Annotated in this window: 8 protein-coding genes; 4 read left to right on the forward strand and 4 right to left on the reverse strand. The window is 62.1% G+C overall.

All coding sequences use genetic code 11. The features are described 5' to 3' along the window. The first annotated feature begins 73 nt into the window (after positions 1–73). A complete protein-coding gene (locus JF616_12110; protein ID MBW8888491.1) occupies positions 74–2,290 on the forward strand; it encodes a M48 family metalloprotease in 2,217 nt (738 codons plus the stop codon). A 26-nt stretch (positions 2,291–2,316) separates the two neighbouring features. On the opposite strand, the gene JF616_12115 is transcribed toward JF616_12110, so the two are convergent. From JF616_12115 to JF616_12125, 3 genes are all read right to left on the reverse strand, one after another. Next, positions 2,317–4,011: an AarF/ABC1/UbiB kinase family protein gene (locus JF616_12115; protein ID MBW8888492.1), complete on the reverse strand. Its 1,695-nt coding sequence runs from the start codon at positions 4,009–4,011 to the stop codon at positions 2,317–2,319. 5 nt (positions 4,012–4,016) lie between these two features. Further along, on the reverse strand, positions 4,017–4,316 hold the full coding sequence (locus JF616_12120; GenBank protein ID MBW8888493.1) for a phasin family protein: 300 nt from the start codon (positions 4,314–4,316) through the stop codon (positions 4,017–4,019). 75 nt (positions 4,317–4,391) lie between these two features. After that, positions 4,392–5,831, reverse strand: coding sequence for a lytic transglycosylase domain-containing protein (locus JF616_12125; GenBank protein ID MBW8888494.1), 1,440 nt, complete (start codon positions 5,829–5,831; stop codon positions 4,392–4,394). Positions 5,832–6,675: 844 nt separating this feature from the next. Between JF616_12125 and JF616_12130 the strand changes: the two genes are divergently transcribed. Together JF616_12130 and JF616_12135 are read left to right on the forward strand one after the other, a co-directional pair. Further along, positions 6,676–11,463, forward strand: coding sequence for a tetratricopeptide repeat protein (locus JF616_12130; protein MBW8888495.1), 4,788 nt, complete (start codon positions 6,676–6,678; stop codon positions 11,461–11,463). Positions 11,464–11,917: 454 nt separating this feature from the next. After that, positions 11,918–12,412 carry a hypothetical protein gene (locus JF616_12135; protein ID MBW8888496.1) on the forward strand — a complete coding sequence of 165 codons (495 nt, stop codon included), beginning with the start codon at positions 11,918–11,920 and terminating at the stop codon, positions 12,410–12,412. Here the strand turns inward: JF616_12135 and JF616_12140 are convergent. Further along, complete coding sequence (locus tag JF616_12140; GenBank protein MBW8888497.1) at positions 12,361–12,837, reverse strand: helix-turn-helix transcriptional regulator; 477 nt, start codon at positions 12,835–12,837, stop codon at positions 12,361–12,363. The two genes, JF616_12135 and JF616_12140, sit on opposite strands and share 52 nt — an antisense overlap. Positions 12,838–13,040: 203 nt before the next feature. Between JF616_12140 and JF616_12145 the strand changes: the two genes are divergently transcribed. Beyond that, complete coding sequence (locus JF616_12145) at positions 13,041–14,057, forward strand: hypothetical protein (GenBank protein ID MBW8888498.1); 1,017 nt, start codon at positions 13,041–13,043, stop codon at positions 14,055–14,057. Positions 14,058–14,068: the final 11 nt, after the last annotated feature.

Here is a 14,068-nt window from a genome sequence, read left to right on the forward strand (position 1 = left end):
ACGAGACCTCCGTCCCGGCGCCTGCGCGTTGCGGCAATCGGCCCCCGTCCCTTACAATCCGGGGATGCGCGCCTTGAGTTTGCTGCCCGGCCCGGCCAGTCGCCTGCGTTTGCGGCGCCGCGTTCCCGCGGACGAACGGCCGCCGATCGCCTATGGCATCGGGCTCGTGTCGGTCGCCCTCGCCATCGTCTTTTTGCCCTTGGGCTATGCGGCCCTTTGTTTCGGGACCCTTTGGATCCTGGGATGGCATGCCGTAAGCCACCAGGGCTGGCTGATCGGTCCCGAGTCCGCCTTCTTGCCGGGATTGGCGTACGCGTTAGGCTTGCTCATGATCGCGGGCATCGCCTTGTTCCTCATCCGCCCTCTCGTCAGCGGGCATCGGCGCTCCCGCCCCGATTTGGTGCTTCGCCCGGAGCAGGAACCGAGATTGCATGCCTTCGTCCAGCAGATTTGCAATTCCCTCGGTTCGCCGACCCCCGTGCGCATCCAGGTGAGCATGGACGTGAACGCGTGCGCCCGCCTGGCCCCGGGCCGGGAGAATTTTTGGAACGGCGGTTTGGAGTTGGTGTTGGGGCTTCCGTTGGTACGCGGCCTGGAACTGGGCCAATTCGCCGCGGTGCTCGCCCACGAGCTCGGGCATTTCCGCCAGGGCGCAGCCATGCGCCTGGTGCACGGCATCCGCCGGGTGAACCAATGGTTCGCTCGCGCATCCGCGCACGAGGATGCCTGGGAACGCGACTTGGCGGCCCGCTCCGACCGCATTGATCCCATGCTCTATGGTTTCTATTGGTGCGGGCGCGCCTGTTCCGTCACCGCGCGTGGGATCTTGCGATCCCACGCCCGTGCCGGGCAGGCGGTCAGTTGCCTGTTGCTGCGCGAGATGGAGCATCAGGCGGATAACGCGGCCATCCGCTTGGTCGGGGGCGAAACGTTCGCGTCCATGGTGCTGGAGGCCAAGGTGATCGAAGCGGCCTGGGGATTAGCCAACCGGAGCTTAGGGCTGGCCCTGCGCGAAGGCAACCTGGCCGATGATCTTCCCGCCCTGGTGGCGGCGCATACGCGCGTGTTCATCCCCGAGGTGCGCCGCCGGATGGAACGGACCATCATGTCCGAACGCACTACCTGGTTCGATACCCATCCCAGCCTGGCCGAACGCGTTCGCCGAGCGCGTCGGGCGGCATCGCGGGGCATGTTCCACGCCGCCGGGCCCGCGCATACGCTTTTCTCCGACTTCGTCGCCCTATCACGTAAGGCCACCTTGGGCTTCTACCGTACCGATCTGGGCGAAGAGTTCAATCCCGCCCGCGTCATGGCGACCGGCGATCTGGTGTCCGGCCAAAGCGAGATCCAAGTCGGCGAAGCGGCGGTGACCGGTTATTTCCTCGGCATGCTCTCCAATCTGCGGCCGTTGTGGCTGAACGCCGCCGACATGGCCCCGGACGCGGAGGAGGGCCACCTGCCCTTGCATGGGGACGAGGACGCGGCGGCCGGCTTGTCTCCCGAATCCAGCGCGCGCTGGCGGATCCGTCTGGAAGACGCCCGGCAGCGGCTCGAGTCCGGGTTCTCCAAGGCCAGCGAAAGCTCGCGGGCCTATGCCGCCGCCGATGCGCGTATGTTGGATGCCGTCCAGGCCTTGGCGCTCATGCGGGCGAATTTCTGGATCGAGCCGGGCGATTTCCAGTTGCGCGAAGGCGGGGCCGCCCAAGCCGGCGCGGTTTTCCGCGAATCCGAAGCCGAGCAGCGCGCCTTGGCCATCGGAATGGTCGGGTTCGAAGACGCTATGCGCCGCCGCCTGGCCGCGGCCTTACGATTGTTGGACGACGTCGAGGTGCGGAAGCGTTTGCTGGACGCGAGGTCCTGCTCGCGCGAGGCTTCGCGGCTCTTACCGGTATTGGCGGCCCTCGGCCGGGTGCAAGCGCGCCTGGAATCCCTGCGACGCTCTTTTCATGGGATGGGAATCTTGCTCGAGAACCTGGAAGGCAACGAGAGCGCGCCGGAAGTGGATGCCCAGCTTAAGACCTACGCTCTCGCCATCCGCCTGGAATTGGAGGCGATCGGGAAGGGGCTGCGGGGGGTGGAATACCCGTTCGGGTCTTCGCCATCGGATTTGGCCGACTACGCCTTGGACGAACTCCCCTCGGAGAAGAATTACGCCGGCCACTATGCCATTGCCGAAGAAGCCTTAGGGCGATCATACGCATTGTACTTCCGCATCTTCGGAAGGCTGGCCCTATCGGCGGGCCGGGTGGAAGGCGTCTTGGGGTTAGGACCCTTGCGGGTCGACGGGTAGAATCGCTACCGTACGTTTGCGCTGCCTTATTTCCAAGATCCTTTGCGTAATAGGATCGAAACCAATAGCCAGAATCCCACGAAGGCGGCGCTTAGGAAGCCGGCGACGCCGATCAGGGGCACGCCATACCACTTAGGCGGAATGCCCGAAAGCACGACGAGGGACGAACCGATGATGAGCGAGGCCAGGACCAAGGCGAAAACCATCCGGGTCATCATGCGTTCATGCGTCTTGAGGATGGGCTCCAGACCTTGATGTTGGAATTCGATGCGCAGCTTGCCGCGCTTGATGAGCCCCAGGATATCCCGGGCTTGCGCTGGGAATTCCTTCAGCATCGGCGTCAAATCCAAGGCGCCGTAATAGAGGTCCTTGGCCAAGCGATCGGGCCGTAAACGTTCCCGCATGGCACGCTTGGCGAACGGCTTAATGCTTTCCACCATGTCGAAGGCCGGGTCCAAGCGGCGGGCCACTCCTTCCAGGGTCACGATGGCCTTCAGCATCAGGTAGAAGCCCGGCGGCATGCGCAGCCGGTTGCGGATGATCAGCCGGATGAGGCGATTGAGGAATTCGCCGATGCGGAAATCCTTGAGGGCGACGAATGAGTAGGCCTCGAGCAATTCGCCCACCTGGTATTCCAGATCCTCGACGATGTCCGAGGGCTGGAAGGCCAATTGCAGCAAGGTCTTGGCGATGCGTCCCGCGTCCTGCGTGGCAACGCCCACCAGGATTTCGAGCAAGCGCTCGCGATGAGTCGGTGAAAGCGAACCCACCATGCCATAGTCCAGGAAGCACACGCGTCCGTCCGGCAGGATGAGGATATTGCCCGGATGGGGATCGGCATGGAAAAAGCCTTGCTTGAATACCTGGTGCATGAGTACTTGGGATAGGTCTTGGGCCACGCGCGCGGGATCCAGGCCCGCGCTCCGCAGGCCGGCCAGGTTGGAAACCTTGGTCCCCGCGATGAACTCGGTGGTGAGCACCCTGCGGCCGGTGCGGGAACGATGCACCTTGGGCACGTAGAAAATCGCCAGGTCCGCGGAAGCCTGGGCGAAGCGCTCCATCTGCGAGGCTTCCAGGGAAAAATCGAGCTCCTTCATGATGGTGCGGTCGAACTCTTCGCAGATCGCCACGGGATTGAGTATGTCCATGCCCTGCACGTATTTCTCGAGCAGTTGGGCGAGCTGGAACATGATTTCCACGTCCACCTTCACCAAGTCCTCGATGCCGGGGCGTTGCACCTTGACCGCGACCCGGGTGCCTTCGCCGATGTCTGCGACGTGGACCTGGGCCATGGAGGCTGAGGCGATGGGCGAATCGCCGAAGGAGGCGAATAGGCTTTCGACGGGCTGGCCGAATTGTTCCGTCACGACTTGGCGCGCTTGCGCGGTGGGGAAGGGCGGAACGGAATCCTGCAGCTTCTCCAAGGCGGCGGCCCATTCGGGAGCGAGCAGGTCGGGGCGATTCCCGATCATCTGCCCGAGCTTGATGAAGGCCGGCCCGAGCTCTTCCAGGGCCATGCGGAATCGTTCCGGGCGCGTGGGGTGGATGGTGGCTACGCGCGGCGGCAGCCTCAGGTATTTGCCGCCCAGGTCCAGGTATTTGTCCAGACCCAGCTTGTCGGCCAAATCGCCGAAGCCGTGCTTCGCGAATACGGAAAGGATTTCCCGGAAACGGTTGGCTCCCCGGACGGTGCGGGAGATCCGGCGGATGTTTCGGATCACGCGGGTCAGCCGCCGAGTCGGGCTTCGAGCGCCTTGACCCGGGCTTCCAGGGCCTTGAGATCGCGATCGCGCGCGACGTTCATCCGCTCCAGGGCCGCCGAGACGCCCGCGTCGACCGCGCGCTGCAGGGACGATTTCGCCTCTTCGGATTTCTTCAGGATCTCGTCGATGAACTTCTTCCCTTCGGTCTCGCCCAGCTTGGCCTCTTCGGCCAGCTTCTTCGCCATCTCCTCGATCTTTTCGCTGGTGAGGAAGGCCATCCCCACTCCGGCGTACAACGTTTTCTTCAAGGTGTCGAACAACATGGTTCCCTCCGGGATCACGAATAATGTACAACCTGGAAGTGCGGGGATCCCGCCCATGCGCAAAGGAGCGGGTTTTCAGCCGCCCGTGCTGCGGAGCATGGCATGCAGAGCGGGATGGGGTTCGATGAGGATGCGATCCTGTTTCGCCAAGGCCAAGCGGTCGGCGTCCAGGAGCCCTTGGGAATGCATGTAAGCCATGACCGGCTGATCATCCCGGCGCCCTCCGGCGAAAAGGGTTTGGCGCACGCGCATCAGGGCCGATTCCGCGAACTTGGGCACCGGCAAACCGGCTACGCCCGGATGGCCCCGCAATTCGTCCGTGCCGTTGCCGGCGATGCGCAAATCGGCGAATTGCAAATCCTGGCGGCTGGGCAGGCCCACGGGCAACTTGAGATCGAATCCTTTCGGCAGCGGCAGATTGCGCTCGAAGACCACCGGCCTTAGGGCTGGATTATAGCGCATCAAAACCGCCGTGGAATAACCCGAGAGCAAACGCAATTGCCGCGGGGTCCACTCATGCTCGAGGCGGAGCGTTTTCCACCCGGGCGCGGTCGTACCCGGCTTGTGCAGGCCCGGATAAAGCCTATCCGCCTGCATGGCGAGACTCGAAGCCGCCAGGAACATGGCATAGTAAGCGCGCGAAACCGGACCGAACGCGTCGGCCTGGTAAGTGCGGATGATTTCGCCCGGATCACGCGTGCCGGTCTGCGCTACTGCATCCAGCATCTGGCCGGGGCCGGCATTGTAGGACATGATCGCCAAAGGCCAGGAACGCAGGTTGGCGCGGCACAATTTCAAGTAGCGGGCGGCGGCGCGCGTGGAAGCATCGGGATCGAAACGTTGATCGATGCGCTCGTCGATGACCAGGAAACGTGCTCCCGATGATTTCACGAATTGCCATATGCCGGCGGCTCCCGCGGGGGACATGGCCTCCGGATTGAAGCGCGATTCGACATGGGCCAGGTACTTGAGGCGCGTAGGCAAACCTTCCGCCCGGAAAACCGAGTCCATCATGGCCAGATAGGGGAGGGAGGCTTCCAGGGAAGCCCGGAAGCTTTTGCGCATGCCGCGATGCGCCGTGAGCCGTTGCGCGGAGACGGCGATGTCCCCCTGGCTCCATGCCGCCGGGAAACGCTTGCGAAGCGCCTTTTGATCATCGGTCCATTCGGCTTCAGGCGTGACCGCCAGCCCGCATACCCGGGTGCGCGCCGTCTCGCGCGCCCGCGCCAGGCTGTCCTCGGCGGCTTTGGCGACCAGGTTCCGCAATGGGACGCGGCCCAATACGACTTCGGGCGATTCGGGATCGAAGATCAGGCCCTCGTCCTCGTCCATCCGGTAATTCAGTTCCACCATCAGGCAGGCCTGATCCAGGATGGTCTTATCGGCGGTGAAGGAGTTGTCGGTCAAGATGAGGGCGCGATTCGCGTCCAGCGGGCCGGCGAATGCAGGCGCTGCAAAGCTCGTTAGCCCAGCCAGGCAGGCCGCTATCAGCTTCGCTTGCGTCGATTTCGGCATCTCGCCCCCTAGCCCGGCACCTTGGAATCGATCCGCTTCGCCGCGGACCTTTCCCAATAAAATCAATTGCCTTGGCGGTTTCAACATCTTTTAGCTTGACGCGTTTCCGGCCCGAACGTGAGCCTCGTGGCGCTTAAGATAGTCCGACTTTCATTCGCTGCGGAACATATTTTCCCCCCGCCTGTCGGACTTTGCGGAAATATGGTCGCATTGCAAGGGGTGTTTTCGGTGCGCGTGGAAATCATGGTTTTTGGGCGCCTTGGGTCCTTTCCGAATTCATAGGTACCATCCGTGTTTCGTCCCCTGCGGGTTTCCCCTTTCCTTCCTGCGGAGGCGCATTGGGTAACTCGCGTGTTACCTCCGATCTTGATTGGATCATCATCCACCGCAGTGGTTCGTCATCCACCAACGGAATAGGTCATTTATAGCCGTTTTCGCCGCGGTTGGCTGTGATCGGCCTCATATGTACGCAAGGGCCGGATTCCGCGCGCAAAAAAGGCCCGCCTGGATGGTTTTCCATTAGACGCTATTCCCGGTCCGGGAGTTTCCTCGGAATACGGGCCAAGACGGGAGAATCCCTCCCGCCTAGCCGTCCCGATTTTTGGCGTTTCCGCTGCCATCGACCGGATGGTGGTTTAGATTTCAAAGGATTCAAGGGAATCCCAGGTTCGCGGAATCTCCGTGTAACCGCCGCTCCGCTTTCGGCCCTTGGACTGATGACTCGGGGCTTGGCTTCGCCCTGGCGCCGATGCATGGGATTCATGTCGGACGGCGAATAATTGAACGAACCTTTGATCGGTCCCATCTAATAGGGCCGATCGTTGCCAACCCGGTGGGGGATATCATGGCTGTCGGTAAGCTCCTTTCCATATGCGCAGCGCTTGGCACGCTCGCTTTCGCCTCGCCATCGGCCCCGGACCCGAAGCCTGCGGCGCAAGCGCCGGAAGCCAAGGACGTTTGTAAGCAAGGACGGTCCTTATACTCGTCCGGGGACGTGGTGAGGGCGGCCAAGGCCCTAACGCATTGCGTAGAACAGGAGCCGCGCAACCGTGAAGCCTGGACCGCATTGGCCAATGCCGATCTCGAAGCCGGCCGTTTCGCCCAGTCCGCCGAAGCCTTCGCCCGCGCCGAAGCCCTGAAGCCGGGGGATGATGCCTTCCTCAATGCCTATCTCTCCGCTCTCGAAGGGGCGGGAAGGGATGAAGATCGGATTCCCGTGTTGCGCAAGCTCGCTGCGCGGAAATCCGGGGATCGCCAGGCCGCCGAACGATTGTTGGCCGCCGTGGAGGCCTCCGGGGTCGATCGCCATGCCGATGACTATCTGTTCGCCTTGCAGATTCTCGGCGATGGCCCCCGCGCGGAACGCTTCCATGTCGAGAAGTTGGCCGCGGCCTATTTGAAGCGGAAGGACTACGAGAAGGCCGAAGCCGAATACCGCTGGCTGCTGGAAAAAAGCCCGGAGTCCCCGGAAGGTTGGGCGGGTTTGGGGTCCGCGCTGGCGCTATCCGATCCTCAGGCGGCCTCGGATTGCTATCGCAAGGCGGCATTGTACTCGAACCATGCAGAGCAACGCGCAGGTTACCTTGCCGAGCGGGATCGGCTGGCGAAGGCTTCCCCCGAAGTTAAGCCAAGCCTCCCGCAGGACGTCAAGGAAACGGCATTGGCGGCACCCACGCAGGAGAAGGCCATTGCGCCCAAGGCCGCGCCTGCAGCGGAAAAGAACGCGGTGGCCAAGACCGTACCCGCACCTGAAAAGATCATGGTGGCGAAGGCCGCGCCGGTGGCGGAAAAGCCTCCGGTAGCCAAGGCCGTACCCACGCCGGAAAAGCCGGCCACGGCCAAGGTAGCCGCCGGCTCGGGTCTAGATCTCAAAGCCTTCCAGGACAGCGTTTATCGCGCGGAGTTGGCTAAACAGCTAGCGGCCCGGCACATCAAGAAAGCGGATATCGCCGCCGTTACCGCTCCAGGCACCCAAGCGTCCCCGGTGGTCGCCGTTCCGGCTCCGGGCAAGCCGGCGCAATCCCAACCTCCAATCCAATCCCAAGCCGAAAAGAACCAAATAGCCATTGAGGAAAAGCGCCAAAAGGAGGACGCCCGTAAGCAGGCCGAAGCGGAAAAACTCGCAAAGGCGGAGAAGACACATAAGGACTCCCTTGATCGCGCGGCGGAAGCCAAGGCCACGGCCGAAGCCAAAGCCAAAGAGGATGCGGCGAAACGCGATGCCATGGCCAAGGCCGAGAAGGCCCGCCAGGAATCCCAGGCGAAAGCCGATAAGGCCCGAAGTGATTCCCTGAAGGCCGTTGCGGATCGCAAGGGTGCGGAAGAGAAACTACGGCAGGAGGCCTTGGCGAAGGCGGACAGGGCCCGGCAAGATTCCCTGGCCCGCGCCGATAAAGCACGCCAAGAGGCTATGGCCAAGGCCGAGAAGGCCCGCAACGATTCGCTCGCCCGGGTCGCCGAGACCAAGGCGAAGGAAGAAAAGGCCCGGCAGGATGCGGTCGCCAAGGCGGAGAAGGCCCGCCAGGAATCCCAGGCCAAAGCCGACAAGGTACGGAGCGACTCCCTTAAGGCCGTTGCGGATCGCAAGGCTGCGGAAGAAAAAATCCACCAGGAGGCATTGGCAAAGGCCCGCAAGGATTCCCTTGATCGCGTGGCGGAGGCGAAAGCAAAAGAGGATGCGGCCAAGCGGGAAGCAGTCGCCAAAGCCGACAAGGCCCGCCAAGACTCTCTCGCCCGCGCCGACAAGGCGCGCCAAGAGGCCCTGGCTAAAGCCGATAAGGCCCGACAGGATTCCCTAGTCAAGGTCGCTGAAGCGAAATCCAAGGCGGACAAGGCCCGGCAAGATTCCCTGGTTCGGGTAACCGAGGCGAAGGCGAAGGCGGAAAAAGCCAAGCAGGATTCCTTGGCGATGGTAGCCGTGGCGAAGGCCAAGGCCGATAAAGCGAAACAGGATTCTTTAGTCATGGTTGCCGAAGCGAAGGCAAAAGCGGACAAGGCGCGTCAAGATTCCCTAGCGCAAGTCGCCAAAGTTAAGGCCAAGGCGGACAAGGCCCGCCAAGATTCATTAGCCCAAGTCGCCATGGTAAAGGCCAAGGCGGATAAAGCGCGCCAAGATTCATTGGCCCAAGTCGCAGTTGCGAAAGCCAAGGCGGAAAAGGTACGCCAAGACTCCCTGGCCCGGGTCGCCGAGTCGATAGCAAGGGCCGAGAAGGCCAGACAGGATTCCTTGGCGCGGGCGGACAAGGCGCGCCTGGAAAGGGAACGGCTCGCGCGCGAACGTCGGGATCGGTTCGACCGCGCGTATGCGCATTATCGCGCCGGACGCTTGGACTCTTCGGCGCTGCTATTCAAGGCCGTGCTGGCGGATTCTCCGGTCGCCGATGCGTGGTATTACGCCGGCCGCGTGCAACTGGCAAAGGGCGATTTCTCCCGGGCCCTGGAATTGTTCGAACGCGCTGCTTCCGACAAGCCGGACATCGACGGCCTTAAAGGAAAGGCTTTGCTTGGAATGGGGAAGCCCAAGGATGCGCTGAAACCCCTGCAGGCACAGTACACCAAGGACAAGAACGATTCCTTGCTGGAGGACATCATTGCGGCCAAGCGAAAGATCGGGGATGAAGCGGGAGCCATAACCACCCTGGAGGAATTGGCGACGCGCCGCCCCGGCTCCCTGAAGGTTCAAACCGAACTGGCGGCATACTGGCGTTCGAAAGGGGTTAGGGCTAAGGCGACGGAACGCTACAACCATGTCTTTACGCTCGATCCCAAGGACGGCGAGGCCAATTATTGGCTCGGCATGGAAGCCATCCAATCGAACGGTTTCGTCCGCGCCGCGCCTTTGTTGGAGCGGGCGGTTATCGCCTTCCCGACCCGCGCGGATGCCTGGAAGGGGTTGGCCAAGGCCGACCTCGCTTTGGGGCGCAGGGATGCGGCCTGGGAGGCCCATCGCAAAGCCTTGGCCTTATCGCCGAATGATCTCGAATTGGCGAAGGGCCGTCTGGCCTTGGCCCGCGAATCCCACCCCAACGAATTGGCGCAGGCATATGAAGAAGTGTTGCGCTTGTCCCCCGGCGATACCTCCGCCGCCATGGGCCTAGCGCGCCTTCGCTACGGACGCGGCGACTATGCGGGCGCGGAGAAGGACTTCCGCATCGCGCTGAAGGATTCGAAGGACGGACAGGCCTGGGCGGAATTCGGCCGGACCTTGCTGGAACTGAAGAAGTCCGACGAGGCGGCCGCTGCGCTCCAGAAAGCGGTGGACTTGGGGGAGAAGGATCCATCGCTGCATTTGGATCTGGCGCGCATCCGCATCGATAAAGGCGATCTCGATGGGGCCGAGGCGCTCGTGAAGGACTTGGCTAAACAATCGCCGCGGGACGCGGAAGCCCAGTATTGGCTGGGCCAAATCGCCCTCAAGCGCCAACAAACCCAAGTGGCGGAAGAGTTCTTCCGGAAGGCCCACCAGCTACAGCCCGATCATGCGAAGTACGCCGAGTCTCTTGCCCAGGCCCTGCGCGATAAGGACGAGTTCAAACAAGCCCTCGCCGTGCTTTCGCAAGCGGAGCCCTCCCTCTCGCCGGGGGGAAAACTCCTGTTCGGCGAATGCCTCGCGCGCTCAGGCGATCCGGGCAAGGCCATCGAAGTCTACGCGGCCCTATTCGCTAAGCAACCGTCCGCCCAATTGTTGGCCCGGCGCATGGATCTGCTGGTTCTCGCAGGGAAAGCGGAGCAAGCGGTGGAATTGACGGGAGCTTCGCCTTATGCCCAATCAAACGAAGTCCGGTACGCCCTCGCGAAAGCACAACTGAACCTGGCCGAATCGCACGTCCTGAAGGGGGATGTGGATCAAGCGGTCGATTTGATGAAGCAAGTCGTTAAGAGCGACGATCATCGCCCCGAGTACCACTATTACCTCGGCCTTGGCTTTTTCGATCAGGCCCGTTGGAAAAAGGCGGTGGATGAATTCGGCGAAGCGCTGACTTACAGGGTGGATTATCCCGAAGCCTTGTACCGCAAAGGACTTTGTCTGCTCAAGACCGGGGACGCGAAGGAAGCCGGCGATGCCTTCACCGAGCTTTCGCAGCACGCCGATGCGCAGTGGAAAGCCCGTGGCCTTTACGGCATGGCGATGGTTTTCGAGGCCGACGGGAAAACGGAGGCCGTCCAACATCATCTGGAATTGTCCATCGCGGCCGCAGCCCAAGCCGATGCCATGGCCGACCTCGCGCGCATCCTACTCAAGCAGGGCAAGGTTCCCGAGGCCCAGGAATGGGCCCGCCGGGCGCTGGCCATCGACCACGGCCATGAGGCGGCCACGGTGGCTTTAGGCGACGCCCTGGCCGCGTCCAAGAAACAGGATCAGGCCATGGAATTGGCGCGGGCCGGGTTGAAGGTCAAACCCCTTTCCTGCGGCCTTCTCGTGCAATCGGCGAAATTGAATTTCGAAGCCGGCCGGATCGATTCGAGCCTGGTCGCGAGCAACGTGGCCATGAAAAATTGTCCTACCGAACCCATGGCCTACTACTATGCGGGCGTGGCCACGCGCTCCAGCAATCGATCCAAGGAAGCTAAGCAGTACTTCAAGACTTTCCGCAAGCTGGGCGGGGACGGAAAGATGGTTCCGGAGGAATGATCGCGTGCGGCGGCCGGTTGGATCGCTATCCTTCAGCCGCCGCCGGACTTAACTTCGGGCTACGCGATCCTCGGGGAATTTCCCGGAGCGATTCACCATCCCCGGCAAGATCCAAATCAGGAAAACCATGGCGCTGAAAAGCGCGGTCATAACAGGAAGCGATTCTCGCGGTAGCCATTGCATGGCGCACCTCCCCTGGCGGGTAGCCAATCCATTGTACCAAGACCCGGGCAAGCCTGACCAGGGGGCCCGGAGCCGGACCGGCTTCCCCCACCCGTACCAGCCCGATTCCGCTGAATTCGGAGGTTATTAACGCTTTTTAAGCCGCATGGATCCGTGCTTCCCGAAATGCTATCATTCCAGCGTTCCGCGTGATCCGGGGTCAGAATCGGACATCCCCCCGGGGATATATTGACTAGCGGGACGACCAACTCCGAGTGAAATCGAATCGTGTATGCAACCTTATGAAATTACCGCCATCCAATGGCTCCGTGATGAAATTCGCGTCTACCTAAGGGCGCGGCGGGAAGGTAAACAACCCCCCGCCCCCGGCGATTGGGTAGGCCTCGCTTGGGAAATCGGCCATAGCCTATCCATGATGGCTGCCCATGGGATCGCGGTGAATCCGGTAATCGCGGCCGTTTCTGGTAAATTACGGTTGGAGTTCGTGGGGGTACAAGGTCTCATGCCTTCGGACTTCCACCGGATGCGGCTGTTCTATCTGAGCTATTTCGAGCGCTCCGCCTTGTTGCCGAAGCTGAGGCAAATACCTTGGGACCGCCACGAGGTCATTCTCGAACGGTGCAAGGATCCGGGCCAGCAGGAGTTCTACCTCGACCTGTGCCTGAAGGAGGAGCTGAACCGCGATGGCCTCCTGGAGGCCATCGCCAAGCAGCGTTACGAGACCAGTGCGATGTCGGGTATCGGCCGGGCCGATTCTTCCGTCTGATCGGCTCGGAAATCCGTCTTAGCGGCTCGGAAAGAAGGCTCCCGGATTGAACCCTCGGGCAAAGGACCTGTCGCGTCCCCGCGGGCCGGTCCATCTCCCGGCTCATTGTCCGCATAGACGTCCAAGTGTTCCTGGCCCCACAGCTGCATCGCCGTCAGAACCGGCGCCAAGCTCCGGCTGCGCTCGGTCGGCGCGTAGAGGATTCGCGGCTTATCCGTTCCGGTGACCATGCGCGTGATGAGCCCATCGAACTCGAGCTCTTTCAAATGCTTGGCCAGGATCTTCGCCGAAATGCCTCGCGAGAGCTTCTTCAACTCCCCGAAACGCTTGGACTCTCCGGTCAAAAGGAGATTCAAGATAAGGCCTTTCCATTTCCCTCCGATGAGGGATAAGGTCAACTCCGCCGGCCAAGTGAATTTTTTCAGTACCACATTGCCTCCTCGTTCAGATAGGGAAACAAGGCAACCCCTGTGCCAAGTCGTGACCTGCCGGAAACCTGCCGGAAAAGGGAGGGCTCGGAGTTCGGATAGGTAACCGATCGGAAAGGACGTTCCAGAATGGTTCTATGGGTTCCAAAATGGGCCGCAAAAACGCGATTAACTATCTTTGTCCTTTCTCCGGGAGAACCATGCCACGAACGTGCCTCGTCTTCGCTTTTGCGATCGCATCATTGCTTATTTTGCCCGGACGACTCCCGGCCCAACCCAATTCCCAACAATCCTCGCAACTTCCGGGCCCCGCGCCCCAGCCGCCCACTCCTCCCAAAGCGGTCAAGGATTCGGTTAAGGCGGCCCGCGCCAAATCGAAGAAGGCGAAATCTCCCGTTGCCGATACGACCCGAACCGGTGCGTCGAGCGCGGCCGCCGCTAAAGCTTCGACGGCCCCCGCCGGATCCCCGGCCGGCGTAAAGGACAGCCTCCAGACCTCGTCCCAAGCCACGGCGCCCGTCGCGCCGCCCCTGGCCACGGACAGCGCCAAAGCCAAATCGTCCGCACCCTTCGATTCGAATAAGGCTCCCGCCGATGTCCTGGAAGCCAAGCCGGAAATCGCCAAGGTGGAACCCAAACGCCTCCCTCCCGATTTGAGGCTCTTCAATGATCCGCCCCTGATCGGGCGCGAATATGGATTCGGAATCCTGGGTTCGGTGGTCGCCAGCACCTTGGGCTTCTTCATCGGAAGCGGTATCGAGACCGCCATCGTGGGTGAAAGCCGGGCCCACAAGGGAACGCTTTCCTTCACCGGCATCCGTTACGACAATTTCAAGGGCGCCTTTTGGGGCGGGTCCTCCGGCATGGTCCTCGGCTCGGCCCTCACCATCTATTTCACCGGTCAAACCGAAGAAGAGGACGGCGGGCTATTCGCGACCTTGGCGGGTACGACCGCGGCCGCCGCCGGCGCCTTCTATCTCGCCAGCCTGATGGGCGTGAACGATGACGTCGATTGGAAGCCCTTCATCCCTTTGCTCGCGGTTCCCTCCTTGGGAGGCGCCTTGGGATTCAACGTCTCCCGGTGGTTCCACGATCGCCAGCGCGAAGAAGTGGTCGGGAAGGAGGCGGCGATCCGTTTGCACGCCCCCTCCTTAGCCTTCGGCCTGGGACCCCGCGGGGAGCGCGTGGAGATCCGGGCCCTGCGACTGACATTTTAAGCGTCGGCTGG

This window comes from Fibrobacterota bacterium (genome assembly GCA_019509785.1).
Classification (GTDB): domain Bacteria; phylum Fibrobacterota; class Fibrobacteria; order UBA11236; family UBA11236; genus Chersky-265.

Bases quoted from the DNA above. Each gene is read 5' to 3' on its own strand.
- JF616_12130 (MBW8888495.1), top strand. From the start codon at position 6,676: ATGGCTGTCGGTAAGCTCCTTTCCATATGCGCAGCGCTTGGCACGCTC.
- JF616_12120 (MBW8888493.1), bottom strand. From the start codon at position 4,316: ATGTTGTTCGACACCTTGAAGAAAACGTTGTACGCCGGAGTGGGGATG.
- JF616_12135 (MBW8888496.1), top strand. From the start codon at position 11,918: ATGCAACCTTATGAAATTACCGCCATCCAATGGCTCCGTGATGAAATT.
- JF616_12145 (MBW8888498.1), top strand. From the start codon at position 13,041: ATGCCACGAACGTGCCTCGTCTTCGCTTTTGCGATCGCATCATTGCTT.
- JF616_12125 (MBW8888494.1), bottom strand. From the start codon at position 5,831: ATGCCGAAATCGACGCAAGCGAAGCTGATAGCGGCCTGCCTGGCTGGG.